Origin of the sequence: Sphingopyxis sp. (assembly GCF_016463645.1) — a bacterium.
Taxonomy (GTDB): domain Bacteria; phylum Pseudomonadota; class Alphaproteobacteria; order Sphingomonadales; family Sphingomonadaceae; genus Sphingopyxis.
The window spans coordinates 1-13,986 of sequence record NZ_JAEMQX010000098.1; the positions used below are offsets into that span (position 1 = coordinate 1).

A 13,986-nucleotide genomic window follows, 5' to 3' on the forward strand; every position below is an offset into this window, starting at 1 on the left:
CCTCGAGCGAGGCGGCGAGCTCGTCAGCCTCGGTCCATTCGATCGGCTCGACGGGCGACACCAGCGCTTCCGCCAGCACCTGATCGACATGGTTGACCGGAATGATCTTCAGCTTTTCGGTGATGTTCGCCGGAATTTCGACCAGATCCTTTTCATTCTCCTCGGGAATGAGGACCGTCGTGATCCCGCCGCGCAGCGCCGCGAGCAGCTTTTCCTTCAGGCCCCCGATCGCGAGCACCCGGCCGCGCAGCGTCACTTCGCCGGTCATCGCGACATCCTTGCGCACCGCAATGCCGGTGAGCGTCGAGACCATCGCGGTCACCATGCCGACGCCGGCCGAGGGTCCATCCTTCGGCACCGCGCCTTCGGGCAAGTGGATATGGATGTCCTTGCGCGCGAAGAGGCTGGGCTTGATGCCATAGGCCGGCGCCCGCGCCTTCACGAAGGACAGCGCCGCCTGAACCGATTCGGTCATCACCTCGCCGAGCTTGCCCGTCGTGCGGACCTGCCCCTTGCCCGATGCCGTGACCGCCTCGATCGTCAGCAGCTCGCCGCCGACCTCGGTCCACGCCAGCCCCGTAACCGCGCCGACCTGATCCTCGCGGTCCGACACGCCGTGGCGGAATTTCCGCACACCGGCGAATTCGGCGAGATTGTCGGGCGTCACGACGACGCTTTCCGCCTTGCCCTCGAGGATCTTGCGAAGCGCCTTGCGCGCCAGGCGCGCGATCTCGCGCTCGAGCGTACGCACGCCCGCCTCGCGGGTGTAATAACGGATGAGGTCGCGCAGCCCCTCGTCGGTCAGCTCGAATTCGCCGGCCTTCAACCCGTGCGCCTCGACCTGCTTGGCGATGAGGTGGAGCTTGGCGATCTCGACCTTCTCGTCCTCGGTATAGCCTTCGAGCCGGATGATCTCCATGCGGTCGAGCAGCGGCTGCGGCAGGTTCAGCGAGTTCGCCGTCGTCACGAACATGATGTCCGAAAGATCGACGTCGATTTCCAGATAATGGTCCTGGAACTTCGCATTCTGTTCGGGGTCGAGCACCTCGAGCAGCGCCGACGCCGGATCGCCGCGGAAATCCTGACCGAGCTTGTCGATCTCGTCGAGCAGGAACAGCGGGTTCATCGTGCCAGCCTTCTTGAGGTTGGTCACGATCTTGCCCGGGAGCGAGCCGATGTAGGTGCGGCGGTGGCCGCGGATTTCGGCTTCGTCGCGCACGCCGCCCAGCGACTGGCGCACGAATTCACGGCCCGTCGCCTTCGCGATCGAGCGGCCGAGCGAGGTCTTGCCGACGCCTGGAGGGCCGACGAGGCACAGGATCGGGCCTTTGAGCTTGTTGGTGCGTGCCTGCACCGCGAGATATTCGACGATCCGGTCCTTGACCTTTTCGAGCGCATAATGGTCGTCGTCGAGGACGGCCTGCGCCTTCGCGATATCCTTCTTGAGCTTCGACTTCTTGCCCCACGGCAGACCGATCAGCGTGTCGAGATAGTTGCGCACGACCGTGGCCTCGGCCGACATCGGCGCCATCGCGCGCAATTTCTTGAGCTCCGCCTGCGCCTTGGCCTTGGCTTCCTTCGACATTTTGAGGCTGTCGATCTTGAGCTGCAGCTCGGCGAGATCGTCGCCGCCCTCGCCATTGTCGTTGCCGAGTTCGCGCTGGATCGCCTTCAATTGCTCGTTGAGATAATATTCGCGCTGGCTCTTTTCCATCTGGCGCTTCACGCGGCCGCGGATCTTCTTTTCGACCTGCAGCACGCCGAGCTCGCCTTCCATGAAGGCAAAGACCATTTCGAGGCGCTTCGACGGCGCATCCTCGACGAGCAGGGCCTGCTTGTCCGAGACCTTGATGTTGAGATTGCCCGCGACCGAATCGGCGAGGCGCGAGGCGTCCTCGATCTGCGACAGCTGCACCGCGGTTTCGGCGGGCATCTTCTTGTTGAGCTTGGCGTAATTTTCGAACTGGTCGACGACCGAGCGCATCAGCGCGGCGGTATCGACGCTATCGTCGATCGTGTCGCCGACCGGCTTCACGCCCGCCATCACCGCCTTGTCTTCGCTGGCGAGCGACAGCAGTTTCGCGCGCTCCTTGCCCTCGACGAGCACCCGGACGGTGCCGTCGGGCAGCTTGAGCAACTGGAGCACGGTCGCGATCACGCCGACGTCATAGAGATCGTCGCGCTGCGGATCGTCCTCGCCCGGATCGAGCTGCGCGACGAGGAAGATTTCCTTGTCGCTTTCCATCGCGGCTTCGAGCGCGGCGACCGAGCGGTCGCGGCCGACGAAAAGGGGCACGATCATGTGCGGGAAAACGACGATATCACGCAGCGGAAGAAGGGGATAAGATTGCGTCATTACGGCTCCTGGGCGGGCCCCGCGACCGGGCGCACCGCCCTTCTTACAGGTGGTTCGTCGCTAATATGGCGTAACTTCGCACGCATTCAATGTCGCTGCGCTGAACGACGCGGTCCGGATCGGGATCGGGCCCGGCTCAGAACGGCAGCTTGAAGCCCGGGGGGAGCGGCAGACCGCTGGTCATCCTGCCCATTTCCTCGTTGCTCGCGGCATCGGCCTTTTCACGCGCGTCATTGAACGCCGCGGCGAGCAGATCCTCGAGCATCTGCTTGTCCGAGGGGACCATCAGGCTGTCGTCGATGTGGATCGCCTTGATGCGGCCCTTGGCGGTCGCGGTGATCTTCACCAGCCCGCCGCCCGAGACGCCTTCGACCTCGACGCTGTCGAGTTTCGCCTGCGCCTCCTGCATCTGCGCCTGCACGGTGGCGGCGGCTTCCTGCGCCGCCTTCATCATTTCTTCGATCGATTTCATGGGTTCGATCTATGGCGACTGTCGTCGTCTTCGACAAGCCTTGCCTCGGGAAAAGCGGCCAGAGCGGCCTTCACGACGGGCAATTCGCGGATTCGGGCGTCGTTGTCGTCGAGTTTGGCCTGCCGGACCTGCCCGAGGCTCGGCCGCGCATCGCCCTCGCTCGCGCGCACCTGCCAGCGGCTGCCGGTCTGATTGAGCAGCGCCTCGCCGAGCCGGCGCGCAAAATCGCTGTCGAGCGCGGGAACCGGAGCATAGACGAGCAGGCCGGGTTCAAGCTCGACAAGCTTGAGATCGTCGTAAACCTGCCGCGCAAGCTGGTGATTACCCGAACTTTCGAGAAGTTGGTGGATCTGCGCGATCGTCAGCGCCGAGGGCGGCGTTTCGGCCACGGGCGCTTCGACCGGGGACGCGGCGGCGGCATCGTCCGGAGTCGCCGGTGCTGCCGGCGCGACCATCGGCATCGTCGGCACGCCGCCCTTTTCGAGCAGCTTCGCAAGCTCGCCCGGATCGGGCATCGATGCGGCATAGATCACGCGCAGCAGCAGCATTTCGAGATGCTCGAGCGGATTGTTCGCACGCAGCACCTCGTCATGCCCCTTGAGCAGCAACTGCCAGAGGCGATTCAGCGGCGCGAAACCGAGCTTCTGCGCCCAGTCGCCGATGCGTTCGCGGTCGGCGGCGGCGAGCGCCGGGTCGTCGTGGCGCGACACCTTCGCGAGGGTGATCGCATGCGTCAGGTCCATCAGCCCGCGCACCATCGCGACGGGTTCGATGCCAAGTGCATATTGCGCCCGCGCGAGATCGATCGCACCGCCCGCGTCGCCGTCGAGGATCGTCGCCATCAATTGCGCGATAGCGGTGCGATCGGACAGGCCGAGCATCACGCGCACCTGATCGGCGCTTATCTTGCCGCCGCCGTCGAGATCGGCATGCGCGATCGCCTGATCGAGGATCGACAGCCCGTCGCGCACCGAGCCTTCGGCGGCATTGGCGATCAGCCAGATCGCGGGCGCCTCGGCCTCGACGCCTTCCTTTTGCAGGATCGAGCTGAAATGCGCGAACAGCATGTCGGGGGTGATACGGCGCAGGTCGAAGCGCTGGCAGCGCGAGAGCACCGTCACCGGCACCTTGTTGACCTCGGTCGTCGCGAACAGGAACTTGACGTGCGGCGGCGGTTCTTCGAGCGTTTTCAGCAATGCATTGAAGGCGTTACGCGACAACATGTGCACTTCGTCGATGATGTAGATCTTGTAGCGCGCCGAGACCGCGGCGTAGCGGACCGCCTCGATGATCTCGCGCACGTCGTCGACGCCGGTGTTCGACGCGGCGTCCATCTCGATCACGTCGATATGGCGCCCTTCGGTGATCGCGCGGCACGGTTCGCACACCCCGCACGGGTCGATGGTCGGTCCACCCTGCCCGTCGGGGCCGATGCAGTTCAATGCCTTGGCGATCAGACGCGCGGTCGACGTCTTGCCGACCCCGCGCACCCCGGTCATCAGAAAGGCATGCGCCAGCCGGTCGCGCGCGATCGCGTTGCCGAGCGTCTTCACCATCGCATCCTGGCCGATCAGTTCGGCGAAGGTTTGCGGGCGGTATTTGCGGGCGAGAACGCGGTACGGGCCGGCGGGCGGCTGCGGCGCCGTCTCGGGCAGGTCCATTCCCAGCATCGGGGTTTCGTCGTCGGCGGAATCGCTCATGGCTTCGTCTTAGGGGGTCGACTTGCCTTTGTCGAAAGCAAGATGCACCTTCACCCGATGTTTCGCGATCAGGACAAGCTCGACCGCCTGTACGACCGCGCCCTGCATATTCAGGCGGGGCTTCGGAACGGGTCTTGCGAGCCGATCTTCCGCGCCCTGGCCATGCGGAATTACGATCATGGGCAAGTGCTGTTCGCATGCGATTTCGCGATCGAAGGGATGCGCGGCAATCATCCGGCGTCGTCCGCCTACTGGTATCGAAAGGCCTGGCGCAGCGGCAACCCGAATGCCGCGCAGCATATGGCGATGAACTGTTTCGCGGCGAACGATCTGCAGGGCTATCGGCGCTGGCTGCGCCGGGCCGCGCGGCTGGGCGATACCGAAGCCGCGTTCGAACTCGGCAAGTTCGCGACGCGACTGCCGATCGCGCGGCTGCGCGCAATCGGGCGCATTCGCCCCGGATACCGGCGCAAGAACGGGAATGCCCATTCGTTCGACATGTGGTGAGGTGGGAGCCGGAACGACCCGCAGCGAATTCGTTGCGGCTGCTTCCTTCCGGACCTGACCGGGTTGGCGAAGACTGCGTCCGCCCGACTCCCGCGGCGCATATGGCGGCGGACGCACCGAAATGCAAGCGGCGGTCAGCGCGGTCCCTGCATGTTGCGGCTTTCCGCCGGGATGTGCACGGTGAGCCCGTCGAGATCGTCGGTCAGCAGTATCTGGCACGCGAGGCGGCTCGTCCGGCGCACCCCGGCGGCGAGGTCGAGCATATCCTCCTCCATCTCGCTCGCGGGGGGCAGGCGGTCGAAATCCTCTTTGGCAACGATGACATGACAGGTCGAGCAGGCCATCTGACCTTCGCATGTCCCTTCGAGCGGCATCAGATGCGCCTGTGCGACGTCGAGCAGGATCGATCCCGGATCGGCTTCGGCCTCGGTGCGCTGCTTGCCGTCGGCGTGAATGAAGGTGACGCGCATCAGTTCACCCCCTGCAGACGCGCGGCGTCCTTGATTGCGTTCAGGCCGTCGCGGAGGTTCTGCTCGCTGGTGTAACGGCCCCAGCCGAGACGGATCGACGCGCGCGCGTCGGCTTCGCCGATGCCCATCGCGCGCAGCACATGGCTGACCTTGCCCGACCCGCTGCCGCACGCGCTGCCGAGCGAAAAGGCGATGTCGCGAGCATCGGACATCAGGCGGAGGCCGTTCACACCCTCACGCCGGACGTTGAGATTGCCATGGTAGCGCGGGTTCGCCGCGCCGTTGATCGTCCATTCGGGGAGCATGTCCAGCGCGAGCGACCAGAGGCGCTCGACATGCTCGGCATCCTTTTCGAAACGCTCGGCGGCGAGTGCGGCGGCGGCTCCGAAACCGGCGCAGAGCGCGGGCGAGACGGTGCCCGAGCGCATTCCCTGCTCCTGCGCGCCGCCGAACATCAGCGGCGGCAGGTCGACACCGTCCTTCACCCACAGCGCGCCGATGCCTTTCGGCCCGTGAATCTTGTGCGCCGAGATGGCGATCAGGTCGGCCTCGCCGGGGATCGCGACGCGGCCATAGCCCTGCACGGCGTCGCAGAGCAGCAGGCTGTTCTTTGCATGCGCGGCGGCGGCGAAATCGGCGACCGGCTGGATCGTCCCGACCTCGTTGTTCACTAGCATGGTGGCGACGATGCCATTTTCGGGGATCAGCGCATTCTCGGGCGGCAGCGCCAGCCCTTCGCTATCGACCGGCAGGATCGTGGCATTCAGCCGTTCGAGGCACTGCAGCGACCCCGCATGCTCGATGCTCAGCCCCGCGACTCCGCCCGGCAAAACTTCGGCGCCGCGCAGCAGCGCCCAGTTGAGCGACTCGGTCGCGCCCGATGTGAAAAAGACGCGCCCGCGCTTCGGCAGCAACGCCGCGACCTGATCGCGCGCGACCTCAACCGCCGCCGCTGCCGCGCGCCCGCCCTTGTGTGTGCTCGCGGGGTTCGCAAACCCGTCGCCCTCGCCCGGCCCCTCCAGCCAGCGCAGCATCGCCTCGCGCGCCTCGGGAGCGAGCGGCGTCGTGGCTTGGTAATCGAGGTAAATCATTCCGGGAGAAAGTCCTTATTGCGAGCGATTCGCAAAAGTTGCAAGTTGCGACCTTTTTTCTATATAGGCGCCAACTTCGCTCCGCCACCCCGCCCTTTCGGCGAATCGGTGGCAAGCCTCAAAACATGAAGGTGCGCCCATGCCCGACGTCATTTTCCCCGGCCCCGAGGGCCGCATCGAAGGCCGTTTTTCGCCCCCGCCGCGCCCACGCGCCCCGGTTGCGCTGATCCTCCACCCGCACCCGCAGGGCGGCGGCACGATGAACGACCGCATCACGCAGGCGATGTACAAGAGCTTCGTCGCGCGCGGTTTCGCGGTGCTGCGCTTCAACTTCCGCGGCGTCGGCCGCAGCCAGGGCACGTTCGACAATGGCATCGGCGAACTCTCCGATGCCGCATCGGCGCTCGACTGGGTCCAGTCGATCCACCCCGAGGCGCAGACGACATGGATCGCGGGCTTCAGCTTCGGCGCGTGGATCGGAATGCAGCTTCTGATGCGCCGCCCCGAGATCCGCGGCTTCCTGTCGGTCGCGCCGCCGGCGAACATGTACGACTTCAGCTTCCTCGCCCCCTGCCCCTCGTCGGGCATCATCGTCGCGGGCGGACAGGACGAGATCGTGCCGCCGAGCGCGGTGCAGAAGCTGGTCGACAAGCTGCGCACGCAAAAGGGCATCACGATCCATCACGACGAGATCCCGCGCGCGAACCACTTCTTCGAGCATGAACTCGACCAGCTCATGAAGTCGCTCGACAATTATCTGGATATGCGGCTCGCGCCCGATTCGCCGATCCGCTGACAAACCATCCTCCCCGTCGCCACGCGATGGGGAGGATTATTTTACCGGCACCAGCCAGATCGTGACATTTGCGAACATCACCAGCGCGGCGATCAGCATCAGCAGCGCGCGGCGACGGTCGCCCCCGCGAAAGACAAGGACGGCGCCGCCGGTCAGAAGGACGCCGGTCAGCATCAGGATGGACATGATCGTGTCGGACATGGAGCGGCTTTATCGGCGCCGTCACAAATTTGCCACCTCGCTTATGGCCAATCCGCGCGGCTTCGCCTAAAGCGCGCTCATCGATTCCCTTAGACCCCGCGGGAGCCGCACCATGCGCATCGCCATCGCCTCCGACCACGCCGCTTACGAACTGAAAGCCGTGCTTGCCGACTGGCTGCGCGAACAGGGGCACGAGGTCGAGGATCTCGGCACCAACGGCCCCGAGAGCGTCGATTATCCCGACTACGGCTACCGGCTCGGCGAAGCGATCGCCGAAGGCCGCGCGACACGCGGTGTCGCGCTTTGCGGATCGGGCATCGGCATCTCGATTTCGGTCAACCGCAACCCCGCCGCGCGCTGCGCGCTCGTGTCCGAGCCGCTGTCGGCGAAGCTGGCGCGCGAGCATAATGACGCGAACGTCATCGCGATGGGCGCGCGCCTGACCGGCATCGACATGGCGAAAGCCTGCCTCGACGCATTCCTTTGCACCGATTTCGCCGGCGACCGCCACGCGCGCCGCGTCGACAAGCTTTCGAACCCGCCCCAACTGGAGACCAGCCGATGACCACAGACACGCTCGACAAGCCCATCAAATCGGCCGGCTATTTCACCGACGGCGTCGGCACCGTCGACCCCGCGGTCGCGGCGGCGATGAAGCATGAACTCGAACGCGAGCAATATCAGATCGAGTTGATCGCATCGGAGAATATCGTCTCGAAGGCGGTTCTCGAAGCGCAGGGGTCGGTCTTCACCAACAAATATGCCGAGGGGTATCCGGGCCGCCGCTATTATCAGGGCTGCGCGCCGTCGGACGAGGTCGAAACCCTCGCGATCGACCGCGCCAAGCAGCTGTTCGACGCCGGCTTCGTCAACGTCCAGCCGCATTCGGGCGCGCAGGCGAACGGCGCGGTGATGCTTGCACTGACCAAGCCCGGCGCGACGATCATGGGCATGAGCCTCGACGCCGGCGGCCACCTGACCCACGGCGCGCCGCCCGCCATGTCGGGCAAATGGTACAATGCCGTGCAATATGGCGTGCGGCCCGACGACCACCTCGTCGATTTCGACCAGGTCGAGGCGCTGGCGAAGGAACATCGCCCGTCGCTGATCATCGCGGGCGGCTCGGCCTATCCCCGCACGCTCGACTTCGCGCGCTTCCGCGCGATCGCCGATGACGTCGGCGCGCTGCTGATGGTCGACATGGCCCATTTCGCCGGTCTCGTCGCCGGCGGCGCGCACCCGTCGCCGATGGAACATGCGCATGTCGTCACCACGACGACGCACAAGACGCTGCGCGGTCCGCGCGGCGGCATGATCCTGACCAATGACGAGGCGATCGCCAAGCGCATCAACTCGGCGGTCTTCCCCGGCCTGCAGGGCGGCCCGCTGATGCACGTCATCGCCGCCAAGGCGGTGGCGTTCGGCGAGGCGTTGCGCCCCGAATTCAAAACCTATGCGAAGGCGACCATCGCCAACGCGCAGGCGCTGGCGAACCGGCTGAAGGCGCGCGGCGCCGACGTCGTCGCGGGCGGCACCGACACCCACCTCGCGCTCATTGACCTGCGCCCGCTCGGCGTCACCGGGCGCGACGCCGACGAGGCGCTCGAGCGCAGCGCGATCACCTGCAACAAGAACGGCATCCCCTTCGATCCGCTGCCGCCGGTCAAGACCAGCGGTATCCGCGTCGGATCGCCCGCGGGAACGACGCGCGGCTTCGGCATCACCGAATTCGAGGAAATCGGCGACATGGTCGCCGACGTGCTCGAGGCGCTGCGCGACAAGGGTGAGCATGGCGACGCCGACGTCGAGGCGAATGTCCGCGGCCGCGTGCGCGCGCTGTGCGAGCGCTTCCCCATCTATCAGGGATAAAGGCCATGGCGCGGCAGCACCCCGAGGAACCGACGCTGGTCGAGCTGACGATCGAAGAGGTCAAGGCGATGGGCAAGCAGGGGATCGACCATCCCTCGACGCGCCCCGTCCTGACCGGCGGCGTCGTCGGCGCGATCGCAGGCGCGGCGCTGCCCGTCGTGACCTGGCCGGTCGGCCTGTTCGCGGGCGCCGCTATCGCGCTCTACACGCGGGTGAAGCGCTGACCCATGCGCTGCCCCTATTGCGGACATGAAGACAGCCAGGTCAAGGACAGCCGTCCGACCGAGGACGGCGCCGCGATTCGCCGCCGCCGCCAGTGCGAGGATTGCGGCGCGCGCTTCACGACCTTCGAACGCATCCAGCTACGCGAAGTCGCGGTCCTGAAGGCAGGCGGCAGCCGCGAACCCTTTGACCGCGAAAAACTGATGCGCAGCGTCCAGATCGCGTGCCGCAAGCGCCCGATCGACGGTGCGCGAATCGAGCGGCTGGTGTCCGGTATCCAGCGCCAGCTCGAAACCTCGGGCGACAGCGAGGTCCAGGCGCAGCAGATCGGCGCAATGGTGATGGAAGCGCTGAAGGGCTTCGACAATGTCGCCTATATCCGCTTCGCCAGCGTCTATCGCGATTTCACCGAAGCCAAGGATTTCGAGGAGTTCGCGTCGACGATCACCGAGGCGGCACGGCCAATCAAATGAGCGCGGCCGCCCCGCCCCCCGTCATCGTCCTCGTCCGTCCCCAGCTTGGTGAGAATATCGGCAAGGCGGCGCGCGCGATGCTCAACTTCGGGCTGACCGAACTGCGCCTCGTCGCCCCGCGCGACGGCTGGCCGAACCCCGATGCGGGCCCTGCGGCGTCGGGCGCCGACGATGTGCTGGCCGAAGCGCGGATTTTCGGCACGCTCGCCGAAGCGGTTGCCGACTGCACCACCATCTATGCCACCACGGTGCGCAAACGCGGCGTGACCAAGCCGGTGCTGACGCCCGAAGCCGCGGCGCGCGAGGTTCATGCCAGCGCGGGGCGTTCGGCCTATGTCTTCGGGCCCGAGCGTTCGGGGCTCGAAACCGACGATGTGACGCTCGCGCACAAGATCGTCACCGTACCGATCAATCCCGAATTCGCATCACTGAACCTTGCGCAGGCGGTCATCCTGCTCGCCTATGAATGGTCGAAGGGTATCGCGCTCGCGAGCCCGCCCGAAGTGCCGCTCGATCCGCCGGCGGAGCATGGTGTGCTCGAGGAATTCATCCAGCACCTGGAGCGCGACCTCGACAAGAGCGGCTATTTCTTCCCGCCCGAGCGGCGCGAAATGACACTGCGCACCTTGCGCACCGCGCTGACCAAGACGGGCTGGTCGTATAACGACATCAGGATGATGCACGGAATTATTACAGCGCTTGGCCGCACTCCAAGAGCGCGTTGAGTATCGCCCTCGACAACGGCACGTCGCACCCCTAGAAGGCCCGGTCCTTCAAGGAGCGAATAGCTATATGATTTCCGTGATACTTTCCCTGGCACTCGCCGCAACTGCGGCCAACGGAACCGATACCCCGCCGGCGAAACCCGCAAAGCCGAAAAAGATTTGCGAGAAGGTCGAAGTGACCGGCAGCACCGTGCCGAAGCGCGTGTGCCGCATCGTCGCCGAGCCCGTAAAACCCAGGGAAGAGGCAGCGCAGGTCGTGACCGACGCGCCGCCGTCCGCCGGCACCAACTAGGATCGGCGATCGACGCGCAGGCGGTCCCATCGGACCGCCTCATAGGCGATCGATTGTTCGACCAGTTCGTTCCACACCGCACGCAGTCGCTCGGGCTCCAGCCCCGCAGCTTCGGCCTCGCGCGCGACATTGTCGATCACTTGCGCCTTGCGCGCTTCGTCGCGCACGGTGCCGCGGTCGGTCTTGATGCGCGCGGCCGCGTCCATATAGCCGAAGCGGCGAACGAGCAGCGCGACGAGCGCGCGGTCGACCTCGTCGACGCCGGCGCGCACGTCGGTCATCGTTTCGCATTGGTCGGGAGATTTGGCAGCGGTCATGCGCGCTGCCTTTAGCGGCTTTTTCGCCGCTGTCGAGCGGTCCGCTTGACGCTTGACTCTGCGCCCTTCCCCGTCTAACCGCGCGCCTTCGCAATGGACCCCGCACCCCGGTGAAGCGGCGGTCGCATATGGACGTTTCCATATGGTGCGACCCGGGACCCGCCGAAATCCTTCGGCACACAGCAAATTGGAGACGACATATGTCGAAGCGCCAGAGCGCCAAGTACAAACTCGACCGCCGGATGGGCGAAAACATCTGGGGTCGCCCGAAGAGCCCCGTCAACCGCCGCGAATATGGCCCCGGCCAGCACGGTCAGCGCCGCAAGGGCAAGATGTCGGACTTCGGCATCCAGCTCCGCGCGAAGCAGAAGCTGAAGGGCTATTACGGCGACATCACCGAAAAGCAGTTCAAGAAGAACTATTTCGAAGCGTCGCGCATGAAGGGCGACACCGGCCAGAACCTGATCGGCCTGCTCGAACGCCGCCTCGACGCCGTGGTCTACCGTTCGAAGTTCACGCCGACGATCTTCTCGGCGCGCCAGCTCGTCAGCCACGGCCACGTCTATGTGAACGGCGTGAAGTGCAACGTCGCGAGCCGCCTCGTGAAGCCGGGCGACGAAATCACCCTCGGCAAGAAGGCGCAGGAAATGGCGCTGGTCGCCGAAGCGCAGAGCCTGCCCGAGCGCGACCTGCCCGAATATCTGTCGGTCGACGGCACCAAGACGACCTACGTCCGCGTGCCCACGCTCGACGAAGTTCCCTATCCGGTGAAGATGGAACCGAACCTGGTCGTCGAATTCTATTCGCGCTGATCGGTTTCCACCGAAACGATTTCAGAAGGGCGGTCCGAAAGGGCCGCCCTTCTTGCATCGCGGCGCTGCGGCTGGCACAAGCCCGCTCGTCGCAAATGAAACTTTCCAAGGAATTTCCATGCTTCGCTTCCCCCGAACGACCGCAGCCCTTGCGGTGCTTTTGACCGTTGCCGCGTGCAATGCCTCCGACAAGGCGGCGACGTCCGCTGTCGCCATCCCCGACGTCCAGATTCCCGAACTGTCGCTCGCGACGCTTCAGGAAGTGACCAAGGAACTGTCGTCGGACGCCTATGAGGGCCGCGCGCCCGGCACGCCGGGCGAGGAAAAGACCGTCGCCTATATCATCAGGAAATATGAGGAAGCGGGGCTGAAGCCCGGGAACAACGGCAAGTGGACGCAGGATGTGCCGCTGGTCGAGATCACGGCGAAGAATGCGACGCCGCTGAGCTTCACCGGCGGCAAGACGCCGGTCACCGCGCAATATGCCAAGGACTATGTCGCGTTCAGCTACCGCGTGCAGCCGAAGACCGAGGTCAAGGACAGCGACGTCGTGTTCGTCGGCTATGGCATCAACGCCCCCGAAAAGGGCTGGAACGACTATGCCGGTCTCGATGTGAAGGGGAAGACGGTCGTCGTCCTCGTCAACGACCCCGACTGGCAGACCAAGGAAGCCAAGGGCGAATTCAACGGCCGCGCGATGACCTATTACGGCCGCTGGTCGTACAAATATGAGGAAGCCGCGCGGCAGGGCGCTGCCGCGGTGCTGATCGTCCACGACACCGAACCCGCCGCCTATGGCTGGAATGTCGTCGAAAGCAGCAACACCGGCACACAATATCTGGCCGAAAGCAAGAATGGCGGCGCCGACCAGACCGTCGCCAACGGCTGGATCCAGCTGGCCAAGGCGAAGGAACTGTTCGCCAGCGCCGGGCAGGACTTCGACAAGCTGCGCGCCGCCGCGGGCCAGAAGGGCTTCAAGCCCGTCGCGCTCACCGGCGTGAAGGCGAATTTCGGCTTCGACAATGAAATCGCGAAGAAAATGTCGCGCAACGTCATCGGCGTGCTGCCGGGCGCCAAACGTCCCGACGAATATGTGCTCTACACCGGCCACTGGGATCACCTCGGCCGCTGTACGCCCGTCGCGGGCGACGATATCTGCAACGGCGCGGTCGACAATGCGAGCGGCATCGCCGGTCTCGTGACGCTGGCGCAGGCGTTCCACAAGGCCGGCGCGCCCGACCGCAGCATCGTCTTCCTTGCGGTGACCGCCGAGGAATCGGGCCTGCTCGGTTCGAAATATTATGCCGAAAACCCGATCTTCCCGCTCGCGCAGACGGTCGGCGGCGTGAACATGGACGCATTGAACGCGATCGGCCCGGCGAAGGACATCGTCGTCGTCGGTGGCGGCAAGTCCGAGCTTGATGCCTATGTCGAAAAGCTCGCGAAGATGGAGGGCCGCACGATCAAGGCCGAACCGACCCCTGAAAAGGGCTTCTACTATCGTTCGGATCATTTCAGCTTCGCCAAGCTGGGCGTACCGATGTTCAACTTCGGCAGCGGCGACGAGCTGGTCGAAGGCGGGGTCGAAGCGGGCAAGAAGGCGGCCGAAGACTATGAAAAGAACCGCTACCACGCGCCGGGCGACGAATATGAGGCGATCACCAACTGGGGCGGCATGATGTC

The 13,986-nt window shown here is 65.3% G+C and carries 17 protein-coding genes and 1 other RNA gene; 10 read left to right on the forward strand and 8 right to left on the reverse strand.

Annotated elements, in window-relative coordinates:
• The 3 genes from lon to JHC57_RS16660 all read right to left on the reverse strand — a co-directional run.
• A partial coding sequence (gene lon, locus JHC57_RS16650) for an endopeptidase La (protein WP_294031365.1) occupies positions 1-2,356 on the reverse strand: 2,356 nt, incomplete at its 3' end.
• A gap of 136 nt (positions 2,357-2,492) precedes the next feature.
• Positions 2,493-2,828: a YbaB/EbfC family nucleoid-associated protein gene (locus JHC57_RS16655; protein ID WP_294031366.1), complete on the reverse strand. Its 336-nt coding sequence runs from the start codon at positions 2,826-2,828 to the stop codon at positions 2,493-2,495.
• A complete protein-coding gene (locus JHC57_RS16660) occupies positions 2,825-4,489 on the reverse strand; it encodes a DNA polymerase III subunit gamma/tau (protein ID WP_294031384.1) in 1,665 nt (554 codons plus the stop codon). The genes JHC57_RS16655 and JHC57_RS16660 overlap by 4 nt, the downstream gene beginning before the upstream one ends.
• A gap of 96 nt (positions 4,490-4,585) precedes the next feature.
• On the opposite strand from JHC57_RS16660, the gene JHC57_RS16665 reads away from it, so the two are divergent.
• Complete coding sequence (locus JHC57_RS16665; protein ID WP_294031367.1) at positions 4,586-5,035, forward strand: hypothetical protein; 450 nt, start codon at positions 4,586-4,588, stop codon at positions 5,033-5,035.
• On the opposite strand, the gene ffs is transcribed toward JHC57_RS16665, so the two are convergent.
• The 3 genes from ffs to JHC57_RS16680 form a co-directional block, all read right to left on the reverse strand.
• Positions 5,033-5,130: signal recognition particle sRNA small type (ffs, locus tag JHC57_RS16670), an RNA gene on the reverse strand. The genes JHC57_RS16665 and ffs overlap by 3 nt on opposite strands.
• Positions 5,131-5,169: 39 nt before the next feature.
• The gene (locus tag JHC57_RS16675) at positions 5,170-5,508 is read right to left on the reverse strand and encodes a 2Fe-2S iron-sulfur cluster-binding protein (RefSeq protein WP_294031385.1); all 339 of its coding nucleotides are present in this window, start codon (positions 5,506-5,508) and stop codon (positions 5,170-5,172) included.
• Positions 5,505-6,596: an aminotransferase class V-fold PLP-dependent enzyme gene (locus JHC57_RS16680; RefSeq protein WP_294031368.1), complete on the reverse strand. Its 1,092-nt coding sequence runs from the start codon at positions 6,594-6,596 to the stop codon at positions 5,505-5,507. The genes JHC57_RS16675 and JHC57_RS16680 overlap by 4 nt, the downstream gene beginning before the upstream one ends.
• Before the next feature lie 139 nt (positions 6,597-6,735).
• Here JHC57_RS16680 and JHC57_RS16685 point away from each other — a divergent pair, with 139 nt between their 5' ends.
• Positions 6,736-7,392, forward strand: coding sequence for an alpha/beta hydrolase (locus JHC57_RS16685; protein ID WP_037510410.1), 657 nt, complete (start codon positions 6,736-6,738; stop codon positions 7,390-7,392).
• A gap of 36 nt (positions 7,393-7,428) precedes the next feature.
• On the opposite strand, the gene JHC57_RS16690 is transcribed toward JHC57_RS16685, so the two are convergent.
• Complete coding sequence (locus tag JHC57_RS16690; protein ID WP_294031371.1) at positions 7,429-7,593, reverse strand: hypothetical protein; 165 nt, start codon at positions 7,591-7,593, stop codon at positions 7,429-7,431.
• 112 nt (positions 7,594-7,705) lie between these two features.
• On the opposite strand from JHC57_RS16690, the gene rpiB reads away from it, so the two are divergent.
• From rpiB to JHC57_RS16720, 6 genes are all read left to right on the forward strand, one after another.
• A complete protein-coding gene (gene rpiB, locus JHC57_RS16695; RefSeq protein WP_294031372.1) occupies positions 7,706-8,158 on the forward strand; it encodes a ribose 5-phosphate isomerase B in 453 nt (150 codons plus the stop codon).
• Complete coding sequence (glyA, locus tag JHC57_RS16700) at positions 8,155-9,462, forward strand: serine hydroxymethyltransferase (protein ID WP_294031374.1); 1,308 nt, start codon at positions 8,155-8,157, stop codon at positions 9,460-9,462. Before rpiB ends, glyA begins: the two co-directional genes overlap by 4 nt.
• 5 nt (positions 9,463-9,467) lie before the next feature.
• Positions 9,468-9,686 (forward strand): hypothetical protein, encoded by a 219-nt coding sequence (locus JHC57_RS16705; protein ID WP_294031376.1) that lies wholly within the window; start codon positions 9,468-9,470, stop codon positions 9,684-9,686.
• A gap of 3 nt (positions 9,687-9,689) precedes the next feature.
• Entirely contained in the window at positions 9,690-10,157 is a 468-nt protein-coding gene (gene nrdR, locus JHC57_RS16710; RefSeq protein ID WP_294031377.1) for a transcriptional regulator NrdR, read from the forward strand.
• Entirely contained in the window at positions 10,154-10,882 is a 729-nt protein-coding gene (locus tag JHC57_RS16715; protein ID WP_294031378.1) for an RNA methyltransferase, read from the forward strand. Before nrdR ends, JHC57_RS16715 begins: the two co-directional genes overlap by 4 nt.
• 67 nt (positions 10,883-10,949) lie before the next feature.
• Positions 10,950-11,174: a hypothetical protein gene (locus JHC57_RS16720; RefSeq protein WP_294031380.1), complete on the forward strand. Its 225-nt coding sequence runs from the start codon at positions 10,950-10,952 to the stop codon at positions 11,172-11,174.
• Here JHC57_RS16720 and JHC57_RS16725 read toward each other — a convergent pair.
• Complete coding sequence (locus JHC57_RS16725; protein WP_294031381.1) at positions 11,171-11,491, reverse strand: chorismate mutase; 321 nt, start codon at positions 11,489-11,491, stop codon at positions 11,171-11,173. The genes JHC57_RS16720 and JHC57_RS16725 overlap by 4 nt on opposite strands.
• Positions 11,492-11,691: 200 nt before the next feature.
• On the opposite strand from JHC57_RS16725, the gene rpsD reads away from it, so the two are divergent.
• On the forward strand, positions 11,692-12,303 hold the full coding sequence (rpsD, locus tag JHC57_RS16730) for a 30S ribosomal protein S4 (protein ID WP_257550473.1): 612 nt from the start codon (positions 11,692-11,694) through the stop codon (positions 12,301-12,303).
• 118 nt (positions 12,304-12,421) lie between these two features.
• On the forward strand, positions 12,422-13,986 hold a 1,565-nt coding region (locus JHC57_RS16735; RefSeq protein WP_294031383.1), incomplete at its 3' end, for a M28 family metallopeptidase.

Bases quoted from the DNA above. Each gene is read 5' to 3' on its own strand.
- JHC57_RS16665 (WP_294031367.1), top strand. From the start codon at position 4,586: ATGTTTCGCGATCAGGACAAGCTCGACCGCCTGTACGACCGCGCCCTG.
- JHC57_RS16680 (WP_294031368.1), bottom strand. From the start codon at position 6,596: ATGATTTACCTCGATTACCAAGCCACGACGCCGCTCGCTCCCGAGGCG.
- JHC57_RS16705 (WP_294031376.1), top strand. From the start codon at position 9,468: ATGGCGCGGCAGCACCCCGAGGAACCGACGCTGGTCGAGCTGACGATC.
- JHC57_RS16725 (WP_294031381.1), bottom strand. From the start codon at position 11,491: ATGACCGCTGCCAAATCTCCCGACCAATGCGAAACGATGACCGACGTG.
- JHC57_RS16660 (WP_294031384.1), bottom strand. From the start codon at position 4,489: ATGGACCTGCCCGAGACGGCGCCGCAGCCGCCCGCCGGCCCGTACCGC.
- rpsD (WP_257550473.1), top strand. From the start codon at position 11,692: ATGTCGAAGCGCCAGAGCGCCAAGTACAAACTCGACCGCCGGATGGGC.
- JHC57_RS16685 (WP_037510410.1), top strand. From the start codon at position 6,736: ATGCCCGACGTCATTTTCCCCGGCCCCGAGGGCCGCATCGAAGGCCGT.
- rpiB (WP_294031372.1), top strand. From the start codon at position 7,706: ATGCGCATCGCCATCGCCTCCGACCACGCCGCTTACGAACTGAAAGCC.
- JHC57_RS16690 (WP_294031371.1), bottom strand. From the start codon at position 7,593: ATGTCCGACACGATCATGTCCATCCTGATGCTGACCGGCGTCCTTCTG.
- JHC57_RS16655 (WP_294031366.1), bottom strand. From the start codon at position 2,828: ATGAAATCGATCGAAGAAATGATGAAGGCGGCGCAGGAAGCCGCCGCC.
- nrdR (WP_294031377.1), top strand. From the start codon at position 9,690: ATGCGCTGCCCCTATTGCGGACATGAAGACAGCCAGGTCAAGGACAGC.
- JHC57_RS16715 (WP_294031378.1), top strand. From the start codon at position 10,154: ATGAGCGCGGCCGCCCCGCCCCCCGTCATCGTCCTCGTCCGTCCCCAG.
- JHC57_RS16720 (WP_294031380.1), top strand. From the start codon at position 10,950: ATGATTTCCGTGATACTTTCCCTGGCACTCGCCGCAACTGCGGCCAAC.
- glyA (WP_294031374.1), top strand. From the start codon at position 8,155: ATGACCACAGACACGCTCGACAAGCCCATCAAATCGGCCGGCTATTTC.